Origin of the sequence: Enterobacter sp. MEB024, assembly GCF_030209635.1 — a bacterium.
GTDB classification, from domain to species: domain Bacteria; phylum Pseudomonadota; class Gammaproteobacteria; order Enterobacterales; family Enterobacteriaceae; genus Enterobacter; species Enterobacter ludwigii.
This window is the reverse complement of the sequence record NZ_JARVRQ010000005.1, coordinates 275,037-294,546: the sequence shown is the minus strand read 5'-3', so window position 1 is coordinate 294,546 and position 19,510 is coordinate 275,037. Positions and strand designations below refer to the sequence as shown.

Annotated in this window: 18 protein-coding genes; 8 read left to right on the top strand and 10 right to left on the bottom strand. The window is 54.5% G+C overall.

Features of this window, described 5'->3' with window-relative positions; genetic code table 11:
• The first annotated feature begins 154 nt into the window (after window positions 1–154).
• Entirely contained in the window at window positions 155–1,171 is a 1,017-nt protein-coding gene (gene galR / locus QRN24_RS11020; RefSeq protein WP_020883772.1) for an HTH-type transcriptional regulator GalR, read from the top strand.
• On the opposite strand, the gene QRN24_RS11015 is transcribed toward galR, so the two are convergent.
• The 4 genes from QRN24_RS11015 to QRN24_RS11000 form a co-directional block, all read right to left on the bottom strand.
• Window positions 1,132–1,608, bottom strand: a complete 477-nt coding sequence (locus QRN24_RS11015) for a GNAT family N-acetyltransferase (RefSeq protein ID WP_025203338.1) — start codon at window positions 1,606–1,608, stop codon at window positions 1,132–1,134. The genes galR and QRN24_RS11015 overlap by 40 nt on opposite strands.
• A complete protein-coding gene (locus tag QRN24_RS11010; RefSeq protein ID WP_014171459.1) occupies window positions 1,605–2,378 on the bottom strand; it encodes a GntR family transcriptional regulator in 774 nt (257 codons plus the stop codon). Before QRN24_RS11010 ends, QRN24_RS11015 begins: the two co-directional genes overlap by 4 nt.
• Window positions 2,379–2,468: 90 nt before the next feature.
• A complete protein-coding gene (locus tag QRN24_RS11005) occupies window positions 2,469–3,896 on the bottom strand; it encodes a glycoside hydrolase family 1 protein (RefSeq protein ID WP_284942707.1) in 1,428 nt (475 codons plus the stop codon).
• Between the two features lie 7 nt (window positions 3,897–3,903).
• Window positions 3,904–5,229 carry a PTS sugar transporter subunit IIC gene (locus QRN24_RS11000; RefSeq protein ID WP_020883770.1) on the bottom strand — a complete coding sequence of 442 codons (1,326 nt, stop codon included), beginning with the start codon at window positions 5,227–5,229 and terminating at the stop codon, window positions 3,904–3,906.
• A gap of 300 nt (window positions 5,230–5,529) precedes the next feature.
• Here QRN24_RS11000 and QRN24_RS10995 point away from each other — a divergent pair, with 300 nt between their 5' ends.
• Complete coding sequence (locus tag QRN24_RS10995) at window positions 5,530–6,567, top strand: LacI family DNA-binding transcriptional regulator (protein WP_044858498.1); 1,038 nt, start codon at window positions 5,530–5,532, stop codon at window positions 6,565–6,567.
• Here QRN24_RS10995 and lysA read toward each other — a convergent pair.
• Complete coding sequence (gene lysA / locus QRN24_RS10990; RefSeq protein WP_284942706.1) at window positions 6,537–7,799, bottom strand: diaminopimelate decarboxylase; 1,263 nt, start codon at window positions 7,797–7,799, stop codon at window positions 6,537–6,539. The genes QRN24_RS10995 and lysA overlap by 31 nt on opposite strands.
• Before the next feature lie 122 nt (window positions 7,800–7,921).
• Here lysA and QRN24_RS10985 point away from each other — a divergent pair, with 122 nt between their 5' ends.
• Complete coding sequence (locus tag QRN24_RS10985; RefSeq protein ID WP_014171464.1) at window positions 7,922–8,845, top strand: LysR family transcriptional regulator; 924 nt, start codon at window positions 7,922–7,924, stop codon at window positions 8,843–8,845.
• Here the strand turns inward: QRN24_RS10985 and QRN24_RS10980 are convergent.
• Window positions 8,840–9,532, bottom strand: a complete 693-nt coding sequence (locus QRN24_RS10980) for an aspartate/glutamate racemase (protein WP_032678900.1) — start codon at window positions 9,530–9,532, stop codon at window positions 8,840–8,842. The two genes, QRN24_RS10985 and QRN24_RS10980, sit on opposite strands and share 6 nt — an antisense overlap.
• Before the next feature lie 136 nt (window positions 9,533–9,668).
• Between QRN24_RS10980 and QRN24_RS10975 the strand changes: the two genes are divergently transcribed.
• Complete coding sequence (locus QRN24_RS10975) at window positions 9,669–9,992, top strand: cupin domain-containing protein (RefSeq protein ID WP_020883766.1); 324 nt, start codon at window positions 9,669–9,671, stop codon at window positions 9,990–9,992.
• A 41-nt stretch (window positions 9,993–10,033) separates the two neighbouring features.
• On the opposite strand, the gene wzz(fepE) is transcribed toward QRN24_RS10975, so the two are convergent.
• Window positions 10,034–11,158, bottom strand: coding sequence for an LPS O-antigen length regulator Wzz(fepE) (gene wzz(fepE), locus QRN24_RS10970; RefSeq protein ID WP_032670189.1), 1,125 nt, complete (start codon window positions 11,156–11,158; stop codon window positions 10,034–10,036).
• A gap of 540 nt (window positions 11,159–11,698) precedes the next feature.
• On the opposite strand from wzz(fepE), the gene QRN24_RS10965 reads away from it, so the two are divergent.
• The 4 genes from QRN24_RS10965 to QRN24_RS10950 are packed head-to-tail and all read left to right on the top strand — an operon-like array spanning window position 11,699 to window position 15,925.
• Window positions 11,699–12,589: a carbohydrate ABC transporter permease gene (locus tag QRN24_RS10965; protein WP_014171468.1), complete on the top strand. Its 891-nt coding sequence runs from the start codon at window positions 11,699–11,701 to the stop codon at window positions 12,587–12,589.
• On the top strand, window positions 12,582–13,484 hold the full coding sequence (locus QRN24_RS10960; RefSeq protein WP_025203331.1) for a carbohydrate ABC transporter permease: 903 nt from the start codon (window positions 12,582–12,584) through the stop codon (window positions 13,482–13,484). The genes QRN24_RS10965 and QRN24_RS10960 overlap by 8 nt, the downstream gene beginning before the upstream one ends.
• Before the next feature lie 12 nt (window positions 13,485–13,496).
• Window positions 13,497–14,624: an ABC transporter ATP-binding protein gene (locus QRN24_RS10955; RefSeq protein ID WP_014171470.1), complete on the top strand. Its 1,128-nt coding sequence runs from the start codon at window positions 13,497–13,499 to the stop codon at window positions 14,622–14,624.
• A gap of 14 nt (window positions 14,625–14,638) precedes the next feature.
• Window positions 14,639–15,925 (top strand): ABC transporter substrate-binding protein, encoded by a 1,287-nt coding sequence (locus tag QRN24_RS10950; RefSeq protein ID WP_020883762.1) that lies wholly within the window; start codon window positions 14,639–14,641, stop codon window positions 15,923–15,925.
• 38 nt (window positions 15,926–15,963) lie between these two features.
• Here QRN24_RS10950 and araE read toward each other — a convergent pair whose 3' ends face one another.
• The 3 genes from araE to kduI all read right to left on the bottom strand — a co-directional run bounded on the left by araE (window position 15,964) and on the right by kduI (window position 19,354).
• Window positions 15,964–17,397 (bottom strand): arabinose-proton symporter AraE, encoded by a 1,434-nt coding sequence (gene araE / locus QRN24_RS10945; RefSeq protein WP_223862521.1) that lies wholly within the window; start codon window positions 17,395–17,397, stop codon window positions 15,964–15,966.
• Window positions 17,398–17,692: 295 nt separating this feature from the next.
• Window positions 17,693–18,454, bottom strand: a complete 762-nt coding sequence (kduD, locus tag QRN24_RS10940; RefSeq protein WP_014171473.1) for a 2-dehydro-3-deoxy-D-gluconate 5-dehydrogenase KduD — start codon at window positions 18,452–18,454, stop codon at window positions 17,693–17,695.
• 63 nt (window positions 18,455–18,517) lie between these two features.
• Window positions 18,518–19,354, bottom strand: a complete 837-nt coding sequence (kduI, locus tag QRN24_RS10935; RefSeq protein WP_020883761.1) for a 5-dehydro-4-deoxy-D-glucuronate isomerase — start codon at window positions 19,352–19,354, stop codon at window positions 18,518–18,520.
• Window positions 19,355–19,510 lie beyond the last annotated feature (156 nt).

Below are 19,510 nucleotides of genomic sequence, written 5' to 3'. Positions count from 1 at the left end.
TATTCAGACATGACTGGCCGTGTAACGATTACACGGTCAGGGTTGTGCTGCGTCACGTTTGTGGAGGGCGAACCCCCGCGCCCCTTGAATGCACGGCGCTTTTCCGCAACACTATTTCGTGTGTAAACGCTTACCCCCACTAAGAAGGTATGTAATGGCGACAATAAAGGATGTGGCCCGTCTGGCTGGTGTTTCCGTGGCGACCGTCTCGCGCGTGATTAATGACTCCCCTAAAGCCAGTGACGCATCACGCCAGGCGGTGCAAAACGCCATGGAATCATTGAATTATCATCCGAATGCCAACGCCCGCGCCCTTGCCCAACAGTCTACTGAAACCATCGGACTGGTGGTGGGCGATGTGTCTGACCCGTTTTTTGGCGCCATGGTAAAAGCGGTTGAACAGGTTTCTTATCAGACCGGCAATTTTCTGCTGATCGGCAATGGCTATCACAACGAACAAAAAGAACGCCAGGCTATCGAACAGCTGATGCGCCACCGCTGCGCTGCGCTGGTTGTTCACGCCAAAATGATCCCCGATGCTGAACTCATTCATCTGATGAAGCAGATCCCCGGCATGGTGATCATCAATCGAATTATTCCCGGTTTTGAGAAACGCTGCGTGGCACTCGACGACCGGTACGGCGCCTGGCTTGCTACCCGCCATTTGATTCAGCAGGGCCATACCCGCATTGGTTACCTCTGCTCCAATCACCCGATTTCCGATGCCGAAGATCGCCTGCAGGGCTACTACGATGCCCTGCGCGAAAACGGCTTGCCGTGTAATGACCGGCTGGTGGCCTACGGCGAGCCGGATGAGAGTGGCGGCGAACAGGCAATGACAGAGCTGCTGGGGCGTGGACGGAATTTCACGGCGGTTGCCAGCTATAACGACTCGATGGCCGCCGGGGCAATGGGGGTGTTAAATGACAACGGAATCGAAGTGCCGGGAGAAATTTCACTCATTGGCTTTGATGATGTGCTGGTGTCCCGCTACGTGCGTCCGCGCCTGACCACCGTACGTTACCCGATTATCACAATGGCAACGCAGGCTGCGGAGCTGGCACTGGCGCTGGCCGAACAACGCCAGCCACCGGATATCACTCACCTGTTCAGCCCCACCTTAGTCCGCCGTCACTCTGTAGGTTCGCCAGCAGAAGCGGGAGAGGAATAGCGATACAGATGTACCGTTTTGTTCGGGTATTCGAGCGCATCGCCAATGTACTGCCAGCCGTAACGTTCGTAGAAGTCGCGGCAGGCAGACCACAGATGCAGTTCGTGATACCCGGCCTGTGCGGCATAGGCGATAACATGCTGCTGCAGTTTTCCCGCCAGTCCCTTACCACGCGCCGCTTCATCAACGTACAGCGCAGCCAGCCACGGACAAAGATCCTGTCGGGTGATTAAATCGCAGCGCCAGATCCCGACCGTACCCAGAAGCTGTTCGCCCTCCAGAGCAATAAAGGTCAACGGTAACGCGCCCGGCGTCTGGCTATGTTCAACGATACTCTGGAAAAACGCCCGCGTAAGCCCGTCACCGAACGCCTGCCAGATCCAGTCAGTTACCTGTTCCGCATACTGAGGCGCGGCATAGAGAGGCAGAATAGTCACACCAGCTTCCCCTGAAACACGGGCACAGATTCAAAAAGATAACCGTCAAAATCCGGCGCATCTTCATCGGAGAGTTCAAGTAAGCTCTTTTTCACATTTTCCAGATGCTGGAACATCGCCTGCCAGGCGCCCATCACGTCACGACGACGAAGCGCCGCGAGGATAGTTTGCCTGTCGCCCAGCCATTTCAGGCGGTATGCACGGCTGGCGATATGCCCATTAAATTGCTGCCACAGCGGGCTGCTGTCCATGTGGTGCCAGATACTCTCTACCGTTGCCAGCAACATCTGGTTTTGCGTTGCCCCCGCCAGCACCAGGTGAAACATTTTATTGTTGTCCTGGCTGTTATCGTTGGCGGCAATAGCGCGCTGCTCCTGCTCAATAATACGGCGCAGATTGTCGATGTCTGCGCGTGTCGCCATTTTGGCAGCAAACGCGGCGATGTTGCTTTCGAGGAGCTGGCGCGCCTGCAGGATCTCAAAGGGGCCGACGTCGCTGTTCAGAAAACGCTCTTCTTCGTTTTCGTGTTCTTCAGGAATGCGCATCACATAAACGCCAGAACCCTGGCGGATATCCACCGTGCCCTGCAGCTCCAGCATCAGCAATGCCTCACGCACGATGGTACGACTTACGCCGTACTTCTCAGCAATATTACGCTCGGGCGGCAGACGGGAACCTACGGGATAGTGCCCCTGGATAATTTGCGCCCGTAAATCCTCGCCAATTTCCTGGTACTGTTTTTTTTCCGGCAGGATGACAGCCTTATCCACGTTTTCACCTGTTTTTTCAGTTAATGCGCAGGCCGGGCGTCCTCCCGGCCAGTTTGTGCGCTATTTTACCAGAACCAGCATGGTTTTCGCTTACTTCCATTCATCATCGACCGGGAGCGTGAGCACGCGCGCATCGCGCAGCTGCCGGAACCAGCTCGCCGACCTTTTCGCCCGCCTGGCGCGATTGTTATCGAGATCGATCTCAATCAGCCCGTAGCGGTTTTTGAAGGCGTTCATCGGCGATACGTTGTCCGTGAAGGCCCACAGCATATAGCCATGACAGTTTGCCCCCTCCTCCCGCGCCAGCAGCGTGTAATAGAGGTGCTCGCGAATGAACGCAATGCGGTATTCGTCGTCAATGACCCCGTCACTGTTGCGAAACTGCGCTTCGTTCTCCACGCCCATCCCGCTCTCCGCCACGAACCAGTCGATGTTGCGGTAGTCATTTTTTATCCGCATCGCCATATCGTAGATAATGCGGGGGTAGATTTCCCAGCCGCGGGATTTATTCATTCGCCGTCCTGGCAGTTCGAACGGTTCGTAGTAGTACGCCGGGTGGAACGGTGTCTCCGGGTGCCAGGCACGAGACGGCGCTTTCACCCGATGCGGGTAATAGAGGTTTATCCCCAGCTCATCGACGGTGTTCTGCGCAATCAGTTCCAGCTCTTCCGCGGTGTAGTCCCACGCCACCTGATGCTGTTCCAGCAGCGTAAACAGTTCTGGCGGGTAGCGCCCGTGCACCAGCGGATCGAGAAATACGCGGTTATAGAACAGATCGTACTTCTCTGCGGCGTTAACATCGTGCGGTGCGCACGATCGAGGATAGGTGACTTCGGGGTTGAGAATACAGCCAACCGAGCCAGGGTACCCTTTGGCGCGAAACAGCTGCACAACCTTTGCCGTCGCCAGAACCTTATGGTGGTTCCACTGCATCCATTTACCGGTATTCTGCTCGTAAGGCCAGCGCAGCGCATCGAGATAAACGCGGGTCTGTACCACGATCGGTTCATTGAAGGTAAACCAGCGGGTGACTTTACCGTGGTAGCGTTCAAAGACTTTTTCCGCATAGCGGACAAACTGGGCAACAACCTGCTTTGAAGCCCAGCCGCCGTAAGTGTCAAGCAGCACGCCCGGCAGCTCGTAATGCTCGAGGCAGATCATCGGCTCAATGCCCTGACGGTGCATCTCATCGAATAACGCGTCGTAATAGGCGGCGTACTCCTCGTCCACCGTCACTTTTTCATAGTCGGTTAAAAAACGTGACCAGTTAATCGAGGTTCGGTAGTGCGTCAGCCCCGCCTGCTTCATCAGCGCCACATCCTCACGAAAGCGGTTGATAAAGTCGGTCGCCACCGCCGGGCCATAGCCGTTGTGCCAGACGTGACGATCGTTTTTGTACCAGAGATCGATCCACGAATCCTGTCCCGCCTTTTTGCCGCTCCAGCCTTCGGTTTGCCAGGCTGACGCGGCCGCGCCCAGAATGAAATCCTGCGGAATGGTTATCTGTTTTGTCGTCATCACATCCTCATGCATTGTCGGTCGCCTGTTGCAGCGCGGCCTGTTCGGCACGTCGTGAAGCAATCTTCACAAACGGCAGGTAGATAATGACGGCAGTCACGATGCAGATAAGCTGAGTGATGACCGCCCCCATCGATCCGGCAGTGGAGAGCCAGGCGTTGATCAGCGGCGGCGTGGTCCACGGCACCATCACCACGGCTTTACCGGCAAAGCCGGTCACAGTGGCAAAGTAACCGATAGAGCCGGTCACCAGCGGCGTGATAATGAAAGGAATGGCGAGGATCGGGTTAAGCATGATTGGCATGCCGAAGATCACCGGCTCGTTGATGTTAAAGAGCCCCGGACCAATGGAAAGCTTGGCGATCTCTTTCATCTCTTTGCGTTTGGTGGCAATCATGACCGCGATCAGCAGGCCAATGGTCAGCCCCGACCCGCCGATGCTCATGTACACATCCCAGAACGGCATGGTGATGATATTCGGCACCTCTTTGCCCTGCTCAAAGGCGCTCATATTAACGGTGATGGCGCCTAACAGCAGCGGCTCGCGGATCGGCTTGATCATCTGGTTGCCGTGAATACCAATCACCCAGAAAAGCTGTGCGACAAACATCAGCAGCAGAATGCCCGGCAGGCTTTGCACCACGCGCTCCAGCGGCTGTTGCACCACCTGATAGACCGCGTCATAGAGATACATGCCGGTGAGTTGATGGAAGACGAAACCCAATGTGGCAATCGCGGTAGTGGTGATGATCGCCGGGATCAGCGCGGAGAACGATGCCGCCACGTTTGGCGGTACGGTGTCCGGCATCCTGATCTTCAGCCCCTTGCGGTTTTCCAGCCAGCAGTAAATTTCAACCGACAGAATCGCGATAAACATGCCGAGGAACAGGCTGCGGGTATCAGAGAACTGACGCAGCAGCACGTCTTTCACCACGTGCATTTCACCATCCACCAGCATCTCAACGGTTGTCGGCGTCACGCAGATAAAGCAGATCACCGCCAGCAGGCCAGGGAATAACGATTTGATCCCATTGATGCGGCCCAGTTCGATACCGATTAAGAACACCGCGCCAATGTTAAGGAAATTCAGGGTGGCGTAATTGAGCGCGCTGGTGATGGGTTTTAGCGTGGCGAGAAAAGAGAGGGACTGGAAGCTCGCCAGGCCATTTTTCGGATCCAGTACCATATTGGAGATCAAGACAGAGAATGCCCCAACGATGATGACCGGCATTAAGGTAATAAAGGCAGACTTGATCGCCATGATATAGCGATAACTGTTGAATTTTGTGGCAAAACTGCCCAGAGCGTCGATCAGTTTTTCCTGTAATGCCATAGGGTAATACCTCAGTAAAAGGGCTTTTATTGGATAAGGTGTACAGCCGGATACTATTGGCATACCAAAAATAGCTTCATGTCGGGTTTTGTTCTGTGATTAAGCTCTCAACGACGTAACAGGTATTCCAAAATGCGGTTTATATCGATTTTGGCATACCACTTAAAATCCTGTATTTCGAACTGACCGATCGTTACCTAAAAGCGTGATCGTGCTGGAAGTTTTGCCCTTCCCGCATCGCTTATGCACCGGATGGTCTGTGTTAAACTGCAGATCGTTACGTGGAATCAGGAATGTCTAATGGCAACAATGCTGGATGTCTCATTGCGCGCGGGCGTGTCGAAAGCCACGGTATCGCGCGTGCTGAACGGCACAGGTCAGGTTAAAGAGAGTACGCGTCAGCAGGTGTTTAATGCGATGGAAGAGCTGGGCTACCGCCCGAATTTTCTCGCGCGTTCGCTGGCAAACCAGACCAGCAACAGCATTGGCCTGGTGGTCTCTACCTTTGATGGTTTTTACTTTGGTCGTCTTCTTCAGCAGGCCTCCCGGCAGACGGAAACCCACGGCAAGCAGCTGATCGTCACGGATGGTCACGACGCCCCGGAGCAGGAAGAGCAGGCGGTACAAATGCTGGCCGATCGCAAATGCGATGCCATCGTGCTTTACACCCGCTACATGAGCGAAAAAGCGATCATGAAGCTGATCCATTCGGTGCAAACCCCGCTGGTGGTCATCAACCGTGAAGTCAGCCAGGCGCCCGATCGCTGCGTGTTCTTCGAACAGCAGGATGCCGCCTTTAAGGCCGTGGATTACCTGATCAACCAGGGCCACCGGGAGATCGCCTGTATCACCGTCCCGATCCACACGCCAACCGGGAAAGCGAGGCTAATGGGCTACCGTAAGGCGCTGGAAAAGCACGGCATTCGTCTGGACGAGCGGCGGATAAAGTATGGCGATGCGGGAATGACGCGAGGATATGAGCTCTGCAAAGAGCTGATTGCCGACGGTATAGCGTTTAGCGCTCTGTTTGCCTGTAACGATGATATGGCGCTGGGTGCGTCCAAGGCGCTACACCAGGCGGGGCTGCGGATCCCACAGGATATTTCCCTGTTTGGCTTTGACGATGCCCCAAGCGCGAAATGGCTGGAGCCAGCGCTCTCGTCGGTTTACCTGCCTATCGACAATATGATCGTTACGGCTATCGATCAGGCGATCCGGCTGGCAAAAAACCAACCGGTCGACGCGATCCCGCCGTTCACCGGTACGCTGGTATTACGCGACTCGGTCACGACGGGGCCGTACTTCACTCAGACGAGTTCCAGCGCCAGCAGTTCCTGAATGGTCTGGCGGCGGCGGATCAGCCGCGCCTTGCCGTTATCAAACAACACTTCTGGCAGCAGCGGGCGGCTGTTGTAGTTTGAGGACATTGACGCCCCGTAGGCACCGGTATCGTGCAGCACCAGATAGTCGCCAGGTTTAACTTCCGGCAGCGCGCGGGTTTCCACTTTCCCCCCTTCCTGCTGGGTAAAGACATCACCAGACTCACACAGCGGGCCCGCGACAACCGTCTCGATACGCGGCGCGTGAGTTAAATCGCGGCCATCGGCAGGCAGAGCCGAAATGTGGTGATAGCTGCCGTACATTGACGGGCGCATCAGATCGTTAAAGCCGGCGTCAATCAGCACAAAGTGGCGCGAGCCCATCTCTTTCACGCTGCGAACCTGCGCCACCAGCACCCCGGATTCAGCCACCAGGAAACGACCCGGCTCAATTTCCAGCTTCACGGCATGACCAAGATGCGCGGCGACCTGGTCACGCGCGGCGCTCCACAGGCCGTAATAGTGATCGGTATCGATCGCCTCTTCCCCTTCACGGTAAGGAATGGAAAGACCGCCCCCGGCGGAGATCGCCTCCAGATCCTGACCACACTCGATCACCTGGCGCACCATTGCGCCACAAACCTGCTCAAGGTGCGCGTAATCCACGCCGGAGCCGATGTGCATATGAATGCCCACCAGCTTCAGATTGTAACGCTGCAGTACGTCCAGGGCAGCGGGCATATCGGCATACCAGATACCGTGCTTGCTGTTTTCGCCGCCGGTATTGGTTTTTTGGCTATGACCGTGACCAAAGCCAGGGTTCACGCGCAGCCAGACGCGGTGGCCCGGAGAAACTTGCCCAAGCTGTTCCAGCATATCCACGGACCCGGCGTTTACCGGCACCTGTAGCTCATGGACGCGAGCAAGCGTGGCGTCGTCGATCACATCGGCGGTAAACACAATCGCGTCAGGATCGGCTTTCGGATCAAACCCGGCCGCCAGCGCGCGCTCAATCTCCCCCAGGGAGACGGAGTCGACCTTCACACCCTGCTCACGCATCAGACGCAGAATGTGGATATTGGAGCACGCCTTCTGGGCAAAACGCACCACGTCAAACTGATGCAGGGCAGCAATCTTCTCGCGAACAATCTGCGCGTCGTAGACCCACACCGGACAGCCAAACTCGGCAGGCAGGCGTAGCAGGTTTTCGGCATTCAAATCGGTATCAGTCTGGTTAAGCGGGCGTGGCATGGTCTTTCTCCGGGGTGACATTTTTTTATGATTACGCCACAGCAGGAAGAGAATAAAAAATATCGTTTTATCGCGAGTCTATGCAAAAATGATATGGACAGTTCTTTGTATTCAGGTGACCTATGCCCGCCGTCAATTTACGCCATATCGAGATTTTTCACGCCGTGATGACCACGGGCAACCTCACCGAGGCTGCGCAGATGCTCCATACCTCGCAGCCAACGGTCAGCCGCGAGCTGGCGCGATTCGAGAAAGTGCTGGGACTGAAGCTGTTCGAACGCACCCGGGGCAGGCTTCACCCGACGGTACAGGGGCTGCGCCTGTTCGAGGAAGTGCAGCGCTCATGGTACGGGCTGGACCGCATTGTCAGTGCGGCGGAAAGCCTGCGCGAGTTTCGGCAGGGCGAGCTATCGATTGTCTGCCTGCCCGTCTTTTCACAGTCTTTTTTGCCGACGCTGCTCCAGCCTTTTCTGGCCCGATATCCGGAGGTGAATCTCACGATTGTCCCGCAGGAGTCACCGCTGCTCGAGGAGTGGCTCTCCGCACAGCGCCATGATTTAGGCCTGACCGAAACCCTCTCTACGCCCGCGGGAACGGAACGCACGGAACTGCTCTCTTTAGATGAGGTGTGCGTGCTGCCAGCCGGGCATCCGCTTGCCCGCAAGCAGATTCTGACGCCAGCGGATTTTCACGGTGAGAACTACATTAGCCTGTCACAAACCGACAGCTACCGGCAGCTGCTGGATTCACTGTTTGCCGAGCATCAGGTGAAGCGCAGGATGGTGGTCGAGACCCACAGTGCGGCCTCCATTTGCGCCATGGTGCGCGCCGGGGTGGGCGTTTCGGTGGTGAATCCACTGACGGCGCTGGATTACGCCGGGCGCGATATTGTCATCCGCCCGTTTAGCCTGTCAGTCCCGTTCACCGTGAGCCTGATCCGCCCCCTCCATCGCCCGGTCTCAGCGCTGGTGGAGGCGTTTACGGAACACCTGATAGCCCATGCCCGTCAGGTGGCGCTTCGTTTATCCGATCGGCAAAGTTTATGACAGCATAAACTCCACGGCATCGGCGGCATGAATCGCGGCGGTATCGAAGACCGGAATCGGGCTTTGCTCAACCGGCACCAGTAAACCGATTTCCGTACAGCCGAAGATCACCCCTTCCGCCCCCTGCTGCGCGAGTTTTTCAATCACGCTGACGTAATATGCCCGGGATGATTCGCTAAAGGTCCCGAGGCAGAGTTCATCAAAGATAATCTGGTTGATGCGGGCCCGGTCTGCCTCATCCGGGATCAGGCTTTCAATGCCAAACTGGCTGCTCAACCGACCGCGGTAAAAATCCTGCTCCATGGTGTAGCGCGTTCCCAGCAGCGCCACACGACGTAATCCGGTTGCGGTGATGGCCCGCCCGGTTGCATCAGCAATGTGCAGGAAGGGCAGCGAACAGCGCGCTTCGATATGGGACGCGACTTTATGCATGGTGTTGGTACAGAGCAAAATCCCCTCTGCTCCCGCACGCTCCAGCCCCAGCGCGGCCTCGGCCAGTATTTCCCCGGCTTTATCCCATTCACCGCTCGACTGGCAGGCTTCGATTTCATGGAAATCTACGCTGTGCAGCAGCAGGCTGGCAGAATGCAGGCCCCCCAGACGTTGCTTCACCCCTTCATTAATCAGGCGGTAATAGGGGATTGTCGATTCCCAGCTCATCCCCCCTAACAGGCCGATCGTTTTCATCATCCCTCCTTATGTGTTTATCCCAGTGAAGCAAACTTGTGATCGTGTTTCCAGTTCTTTATCACGTCGTTTCTTTTTAACCCCTGGTGATATAAATTAAATGAAACATTGTTTTAATAAATTCTGGGGTGACGATATGTTTATTTTCCACAACGAGACCACGCTTGACGATCTGGGGAACGGCGTGACGCGCCGTATTCTTGCCCATGGCGGTAAAATGATGGCGGTGGAGGTGAATTTTGAACAGGGCGCGACAGGCCCACTGCATAACCATCCTCATGAACAGTTAACCTATGTGCTGTCCGGCGAGTTTGAGTTCACGATTGGAGATGAAAAACATGTGGTGACGGCTGGGGATACCCTCTACAAAAAGCCACATGTGATGCACGGCTGCGTGTGTCTTAAACCCGGCACGCTGCTGGATACCTTCACGCCGGTACGTGAGGATTTTTTGAAATAAAAAAAGGGCGCTGATGACAGCGCCCTTCTCGTCTGCGTTTTTTATTCCGTTACAGGCTCGACCAGAGGATTGCGGCTGAGCATGGCCTCACGCAGTAATACGCTGCCACAGGCAAATAGCCCGCCCAGCAGTCCCGCCAGGATCACAATCAGGGCTTTGCCCGGACCGTCTTTTTTCACCGGCATGGATGGAGAGAGCTGATACTTGAACGGTTCAAGTTTGACGTCTTCGACAGACAGCTTTTTCAGCTGCGCCAGGTAGTATTCCCGGTTCTGGAAGTCCGCGTTCAGCTCAGCGATATCCTTGAGATTTTTTTCAATCTGCAGTTTTTGCGCGATACCGTCGGCACCGAGCGCGACGGAGTAATCCGGATCGTCTTTAACCGCCTGACCGTTGCTGTAGACCGGCTTTTTGATACCCGCCGCGTTGGCCACTTCCAGAGAATAGTTAAGACGCTGCAGATTGGTGTTGTGAACATTCGTCAGACGTACCCGATCCAGCTCCAGCTGCTGCTCCACCACTTTGGTTTTCAGGGTAATCTGGTTACGGATATTCTCCATGGTTTCCTGCTCAACAATCTGCGAGATGTAATCCACGTAACCTTTAAGAACCGTTTGCGCATCCCCCGCCGTCGGCGCGGTGAAGCTCAATGTCCACGAGACGTACGGCGCTTTATCCGCGTCTTTTGCCAGGGTGTTATCTACCGCTTTCATCTTTTCGGAGATATTGACCACCGCACGATGCAGCTCAAGCGGATCCACGTCAGTGCCTTCCAGCTGTGCCATCACGTAAGGTGAGGATTTCATGTACTCCTCAAGCAACGACTGCGACTGGAACTTTTTAATAAACTGGTTAAACACGTCCGGACGGGTAATTTTCACGTCCACGTCGAGCACCTGCAGGGCGACCATCATCTGGCGCAGCGGGTTCCACTGCGTCTGTTCCGCCGGTGTGATCACCGCTTTACTGGTCCATTTTTGTGGCAGTAAGAACGCGATGGCCAGTCCAACCAGTGCGAATGCGAAGGCAATCACGACGATACGTTTTTTTGCCGCCAGAAGAACTTCTAACAGTCCCAGAAGGTCAATTTCTTTGGAACTGACTGCCGGGGCCGCGTAATGGGGGAAGTCGAGATCCGTATTTTTTTTGAAATCCATTGCTGACATAGCCATTCTTCTTTTGAGGGTGCAGACCATTTCTGCCTGATTGGTTACAGTGGTCCGATGATACAAGAAAGTAAGAATTATCTGAACGAAAGAATGATCCAGCTGTAGACCTGCTATCAGAATTAGTAGTTAGTTTCTCCACGGTATTGTCTTTATTAATCATCCGGTTCTTTCCGCCCGACCTCCTCTCTCTTCTTTGAACGCCTGAAATAGCGCAAAAATGCCATCCTCATCACCTTATTGAAACACCGTTTCGACTTTGATCACATTTCCGCTATTAAGCGAATGACGCAGAAACAAATAGCAATAATATAAAATAAAACGGCGTTTTATTATCCAGGAACACGAGTTCTACCGTATTGAAACCCAGGCGTTTCGCTCAACGATGAAATCGGAAAAAGTCTTATAAAACAAAGTTAAATGAAGTAACCGTGACACGTATTACCCAGAACATTGCCGTTCAGGCTCGGTTTCGACAGCCTGAAAGGTTGTTACAGACGCAGATTCCGTTGTAAACCATTGATTACCAGGTAGGTAAGTATGAATGAAAACAAGCTGCTGGGGCTCGCGTGGATATCACCCTACATCATTGGGTTGATACTCTTTACGGCTTTCCCCTTCGTCTCATCGTTTTTCCTGAGTTTTACGGATTACGACCTGATGAGCCCGCCGGTATTTAACGGCATTGAAAATTACCGCTACATGTTTACGGAAGACACGCTCTTCTGGACATCAATGGGAGTGACGTTTGCGTATGTATTTCTGACCATCCCCCTGAAGCTGGCCTTTGCATTAGGGATTGCGTTTGTTCTGAACTTTAAATTACGCGGTATTGGATTCTTCCGTACCGCCTACTATATTCCGTCGATCCTCGGCAGCTCCGTGGCCATTGCTGTTTTGTGGCGCGCGCTCTTTGCCATTGATGGTCTGCTGAACAGCTTTATTGGCGTATTTGGTTTTGACCCGGTGAACTGGCTGGGTGAGCCCTCGCTGGCCCTGATGTCGGTCACCCTGCTGCGCGTCTGGCAGTTCGGTTCCGCGATGGTCATCTTCCTGGCCGCGCTGCAAAACGTTCCGCAGTCGCAGTATGAAGCTGCGATGATCGATGGGGCATCCAAATGGCAGATGTTCACGAAAGTGACCGTGCCGCTGATCACGCCGGTAATTTTCTTCAACTTCATTATGCAGACCACCCAGGCGTTCCAGGAATTTACCGGACCGTATGTCATTACCGGCGGCGGGCCAACGTATTCCACTTACCTGTTCTCACTCTACATCTACGACACCGCGTTCAAATACTTTGACATGGGTTACGGCGCAGCACTGGCGTGGATCCTGTTCCTGGTGGTGGCCATTTTTGCCGGTATCGCCTTTAAGTCATCGAAATATTGGGTGTTCTACTCCGCCGATAAAGGAGGCAAAAATGGCTGATATCCAACAACTTTCCACGGCGAGGACGATTGCCGAGCGTGAAGTCGCCCGCACGCTGCGCAGAGAGAAAATTAACGCCGCAGTGCGCTACGTGATCCTGCTGTTTGTCGGCCTGCTGATGCTTTATCCGCTGGTGTGGATGTTCTCGGCGTCGTTCAAACCGAACCACGAGATTTTCACCACTCTCAGCCTGTGGCCTGCCCATGCGACCTGGGACGGTTTTGTGAATGGCTGGAAAACCGGTACCGAATACAACTTCGGCCATTACATGCTGAACACCTTTAAGTATGTGATTCCGAAAGTGATCCTGACCATTATCTCCTCCACCATCGTGGCGTACGGCTTTGCGCGCTTTGAAATCCCGTGGAAGAAATTCTGGTTCGCCACCCTCATCACCACCATGCTGCTCCCCAGCACCGTGCTGCTGATCCCGCAGTACCTGATGTTCCGTGAAATGGGCATGCTCAACAGCTATATGCCGCTGTACCTGCCGCTGGCCTTCGCCACCCAGGGGTTCTTCGTCTTCATGCTTATCCAGTTCCTGCGCGGCGTGCCGCGTGACATGGAGGAGGCGGCGCAAATTGACGGTTGTAACTCGCTTCAGGTGCTGTGGTACGTGGTGGTGCCGATCCTGAAACCGGCCATTATCTCCGTCGCCCTGTTCCAGTTCATGTGGTCAATGAACGACTTTATCGGGCCGCTGATTTATGTCTACAGCGTGGATAAATACCCGATTGCACTGGCGCTGAAAATGTCCATCGACGTCACCGAAGGGGCGCCGTGGAACGAAATTCTGGCAATGGCGAGCATCTCCATTCTGCCATCCATCATTGTCTTCTTCCTGGCACAGCGCTACTTCGTCCAGGGCGTCACCAGCAGCGGAATTAAAGGTTAAGAGGGAAATATTATGGCTGAAGTTATCTTCAACAAACTGGAAAAGGTCTACTCCAACGGCTTTAAAGCGGTACATGCCATTGACCTGAAAATCGCTGAAGGAGAGTTCATGGTGATCGTTGGCCCCTCCGGCTGCGCCAAATCCACCACCCTGCGCATGCTGGCCGGCCTGGAAACCATCAGCGGGGGTGAAGTCCGCATCGGCGATAAGATTGTGAACAACCTCGCGCCGAAAGAGCGCGGGATTGCGATGGTGTTCCAGAACTACGCGCTCTATCCCCACATGACGGTGCGCGAAAACCTGGCCTTTGGTCTGAAGCTGAGCAAACTGCCAAAAGATCAGATTGAATCTCAGGTCAACGAAGCGGCCAAAATCCTTGAGCTGGAAGAGTTACTCGACCGCCTGCCACGCCAGCTTTCCGGCGGCCAGGCACAGCGCGTGGCGGTAGGCCGTGCGATTGTGAAAAAGCCGGATGTATTCCTGTTCGACGAACCGCTGTCAAACCTCGACGCCAAACTACGCGCCTCAATGCGCATTCGTATTTCCGACCTGCACAAGCAGTTGAAGAAATCCGGTAAACCGGCGACCACCGTCTACGTCACCCACGACCAGACCGAAGCGATGACCATGGGCGACCGCATCTGCGTGATGAAGCTCGGCCACATCATGCAGGTTGATACCCCTGACAACCTCTACCACAAGCCGAAAAACATGTTCGTGGCAGGCTTTATCGGCGCGCCGGAGATGAACATTCGTCAAAGCCAGCTGGTGGAAAGCGCCGGGAAACTGCACATCGCCATCGGCAATGAAACCATGCCGCTGAATGCCGGGATGCAGGAGAAAGTCTCCGCTTATGCCGGGCAGGCCATTTACTACGGCGTACGTCCGGAATTCGTTTCCCTCTCCGACGCACCATTCGTTGACGGGGGCTGCAGTGGCGAAATGGTTCGCGTGGAAAACATGGGCCACGAATTCTTCGTCTATCTGAAGGTTGCGGACTACGAACTGACCGCCAGAATTCCATCCGATGAAGCTAAGCCAATGATTGATAAAGGCCTTCATCGCAAGGTGTATTTCAAATTTGATATGAATAAATGTCATATTTTTGACGCAAAAACTGAACAGAACCTCTCTCTCTGATGGAGTTTATAAAAATGAAAAAAGTGCTTTTAAGCGCAGCAATCTCCGCGACGCTGGGCCTTACCGCTTTGCCATCGATGGCGCAAGATGTCGAATTACGCATGTCCTGGTGGGGCGGTAATGGCCGCCATCAGGTGACGTTGAAAGCGCTGGAGGAATTCCATAAGCAGAACCCGGATATCAACGTTAAAGCAGAGTACACCGGCTGGGATGGGCACCTCTCCCGCCTGACCACTCAAATTGCGGGCGGCACCGAGCCGGATGTGATGCAGACCAACTGGAACTGGCTGCCAATCTTCTCGAAAACCGGCGACGGGTTCTACGACCTGAACAAAATGAAAGACGTGATCGACCTGACCCAGTTCGATCCCAAAGAACTTCAGTCCACCACCATCAACGGCAAGCTGAACGGCATTCCGATCTCCGTCACCGCACGCGTGTTCTACTTCAACGACGAGACCTGGAAAAAAGCCGGTATTGCATACCCGAAAACCTGGGACGAGCTGATGGCGGCGGGTAAAACCTTCGAGAGTAAACTCGGCAAGCAGTACTACCCGGTCGTGCTGGAGCATCAGGACACGCTGGCGTTGCTGAACTCGTACATGATTCAGAAGTACAACATCCCTGCCGTGGACGAGAAAACCAAGAAGTTCGCCTACAGCAAAGCGCAGTGGGTGGAATTCTTCCAGACCTACAAAACGCTGGTGGATAGCCACGTCATGCCGGACACCAAATACTATGCGTCGTTTGGTAAGAGCAACATGTATGAGATGAAGCCGTGGATCCAGGGGGAATGGGCGGGAACCTACATGTGGAACTCCACCATCAACAAGTATTCCGACAACCTGAAGCCACCGGCAAAACTGGTGCTGGGCAGTTACCCGATGCTGCCGGGCGCAACCGATGCGGGCCTTTTCTTCAAACCGGCGCAGATGCTCTCGATTGGTAAATCCACCAAAAACCCGGAAGCGGCGGCGAAACTGATTAACTTCCTGCTGAACAGCAAAGAGGGAGTAGACACGCTGGGTCTGGAGCGTGGCGTGCCGCTGAGTAAAGCCGCGGTGCAGTTCCTGACCGAAGACGGCACCATCAAAGAGAGCGATCCGTCGGTCGCGGGGCTGCGTCTGGCGCAGTCTCTGCCGGCCAAACTTTCCGTGTCACCTTACTTTGACGATCCGCAGATTGTGGCCCAGTTCGGCACCTCTCTGCAGTACATCGATTATGGACAGAAATCCGTGGAAGAGACCGCCGCTGACTTCCAGCGTCAGGCTGAACGTATTCTGAAACGCGCGATGCGCTAACAAAAAGCCGGGTGGCCTCTTCGCCACCCGGCAACAGATTACACGCCAATATTACGCAGCTTCTCGCCGGACATCAGCCTGCGCTCGATATGCTCCAGCGTGACGCCTTTGGTTTCAGGGATCAGCCAGAACGTGACCCCGATAAACGCGACGTTGAGAACCGTATAGAGCCAGAAGGTTCCTGCCGCGCCAATTGAATCCAGCAGCGTCAGGAAGGTCGCGCCGATGATCATGTTCGACACCCAGTTGGTGGTCGTGGAACAGGTGATGCCAAAGTCACGGCATTTGAGCGGCTGAATTTCGGAACACAGGATCCACACGACGGGCGCAGCGCTCATCGCATATCCGGCAATACACATCATGGTCATGCCAACAGAGAGCCAGGAAAGACCGCTTGAGGCCGTGCCGTTATCAAACTGCATCAGGCAGTAGCCAAGGATCAGCGTACCGAGCGCCATGACGCTAAAGCCAATCTTGAGTGCCGGTTTACGTCCGGCTTTATCCACGGTGAACACCGCGATAAAGGTGGCGAACATAAAGGTCAGCCCCACCACCAGCGTGGCAACCATTTGTTGTTCCGTGGTGGTGAACCCCGCCATTTTGAAGATACGTGGCGCGTAGTACATGATGATGTTCATCCCGGTGAACTGCTGCATCGCCTGCAGCAACATGCCGAGGAACACCGCGCGACGTACGTTGCGGTTGATCTTAAACAGCGCCCAGCCCCCCTGCTTCAGCTTCAGGCTTTCGCGGATCTCGTTCAGCTCTTCACGTGCTTTTTCTGAGGTATCACGCAGCATCCGCAGCACCTCTTCCGCTTCCACATGACGGCCCTTTTGCGCCAGCCAGCGCGGACTGTTTGGCAGGAAAACCACCAGAACAATCAGCACCAGCGCCGGGAGCGCCAGCACGCCCAGCATCGCGCGCCAGTTGCCGCTGTAGCTGAAATAAGTGTCAGACAGAAACGCCAGCACGATACCCAGCGTTACCATCAGCTGGTACATACTGATCATCTTGCCGCGCACGTTCTCGCTCGCCATTTCGGAGAGGTACAACGGCGCAGTGTAAGAGGCAATCCCCACCGCCACGCCGAGCAGCACGCGGGAGAGCAGCAGCATTTCCACGTTTGTGGCAAATGCTGACCCAATAGAGCCGGCGACAAACAGAATCGCCCCCACCATCAGGCTGTATTTTCGCCCGAGGCGGAACGAAAGCCAGCCGTTAAACAGCGCGCCGATGGCCGCACCCAGCATCATGCTGCTGACCACCCACTCCTGCAGGCGGTTACTCAACGTAAAGTGATCGGTGATAAAGGGCAGCGCCCCGGCGATCACGCCAATATCCAGACCGAACAGTAAACCGGCCACTGCAGCCGCGATGGAGACAAACTGATTCATGCGTCGGGTATCACGCAACGCGGCGGGCATAAGGGTAGAGTCATTTATAGATGTCATATTTTCCTGCCTGAACAGCGAAATTCGTTAACTGAAATTACGAGATAGCGCGGAAAAGTGTCAGGCCGTAATTCGCGAAGATATGGATTATTTCGCTGTGGCATAGCGATCTGTGATGGACATTACAATTTCAACTAACGATGAAATACCGCCAGTTTTTATTAATCATTTAATTTTTAAGCAATAAAACTGTGATGCATATCATTTATGATTTTTTAGTATGGATTTTTCGTCTTGAGCCATATGGATAATGGCAATTTTTGGGCAAAAAAAACCTCCACCCACCGGCAGAGGTTTAAGACGGAATACGCAATTAACGCGCCAGCCAGCCGCCATCGACCGCCACGGTATAGCCGTTGATGTAATCGGATGCCGGAGAGGCCAGGAACACGATAGGTCCCTTGAGATCGTCCGGAAGGCCCCAGCGGCCTGCCGGGATACGGTCGAGGATTTCCGCGCTACGCTGTTCGTCAGCACGCAACTGTTGAGTGTTATTCGTCGCCATGTACCCCGGCGCAATCGCGTTGACGTTGATGTTGTGCTTCGCCCACTCGTTTGCCAGCAGACGGGTAACGCCCATCACCGCGCTCTTGGATGCGGTATAAGACGGCACGCGGATACCGCCCTGGAAGGAGAGCATAGAGGCGATATTAATGATCTTGCCGCCTTTCCCCTGGGCAATGAAATGTTTCGCCGCCGCCTGGGACATAAAGAACACGCTCTTAATGTTCAGGTTCATCACGTCGTCCCAGTCGCGCTCGCTGAAATTAATCGCGTCTTCACGGCGAATCAGTCCGGCATTGTTCACCAGAATGTCGATATGGCCGAATTCCGCCACCGCGCGATCCAGCAGTTCAGGGATGGCGTCAATTTTACGCAGATCGGCGGTCAGGCTCAGAAAACGACGACCCAGCGCGGTGACGCGCTCGATGGTTTCAGTAGGCTCAACAATGTTAATCCCGACGATATCGCAGCCCGCTTCCGCCAGCCCTAACGCCATACCCTGGCCCAGTCCGGTGTCACAACCGGACACCACAGCCACTTTACCCTGCAGAGAAAATGCATCCAGAATCATGTTTGTTCCTTAATCTTTCAGCGCCTGTCACCAACAGGCAGGTTTATGCTTAACTGCCTGCGGCTAGCGCAGCTCGTTAACCGCGACGTGGTCCATGTCATCAAAGACCTGGTTTTCACCGACCATACCCCAGATGAAGGTGTACGCTTTCGTGCCTACGCCCGAATGAATAGACCAGCTCGGCGAAATAACCGCCTGCTCGTTATGCATCACAATATGGCGCGTTTCCTGCGGTTGCCCCATCATGTGGAACACGCAGGCGTCCTCGTCCATGTTGAAGTAGAAATACACTTCCATACGGCGCTCGTGGGTATGGCACGGCATGGTGTTCCACAGGTTGCCCGGAGCAAGCTCGGTCAGCCCCATGCTGAGCTGGCAGGTTTCCAGCACATCCGGAACAAAGTATTTATTGATGGTGCGACGGTTGCTGGTGAGGTTGTCACCCAGCGTCACCGGGGCGACATCCGCCGGGGTCACTTTTTTGGTGGGATACGGGGTATGTGCGGGCGCACAGTTGTAGTAAAACTTCGCCGGTTTACCGCTGTCGATGCTGGCGAACACGACCTCTTTCGCCCCTTTACCGACATACAACGCGTCGCGATGACCTATCTCATAGCACTGTCCGTCTACGGTGATGGTGCCGGGGCCACCGATGTTAATCACGCCCAGCTCGCGACGCTCAAGGAAATAGCTCACACCAAGCTGTTTACCCACTTCACCGCCCACGGAGACGGTCTGCGTCACCGGCATAATCCCGCCAATGATAATACGGTCGATATGGCTGTAGACCATGGTGTACTTATCGGCCTCGAACACCTGCTCGACTAAAAACTCATTGCGCAGCCCCTGAGTATCCAGCGTTTTGGCGTGCGCACTGTGGATGCTTTGTCTGACGTCCACCGTAACCTCCAGAAATGATCGTGCCCGCAGGCAGAAAATTAACGAAACGACGTTCCGTTTTCATGATGAGCACAGTCTAGCCCCAGAGAAGGGGGTTTTCAATTACATTTAAAACAACGTTTCATTTTTTCTGTTTGTTTATACCAGAAATGGCGT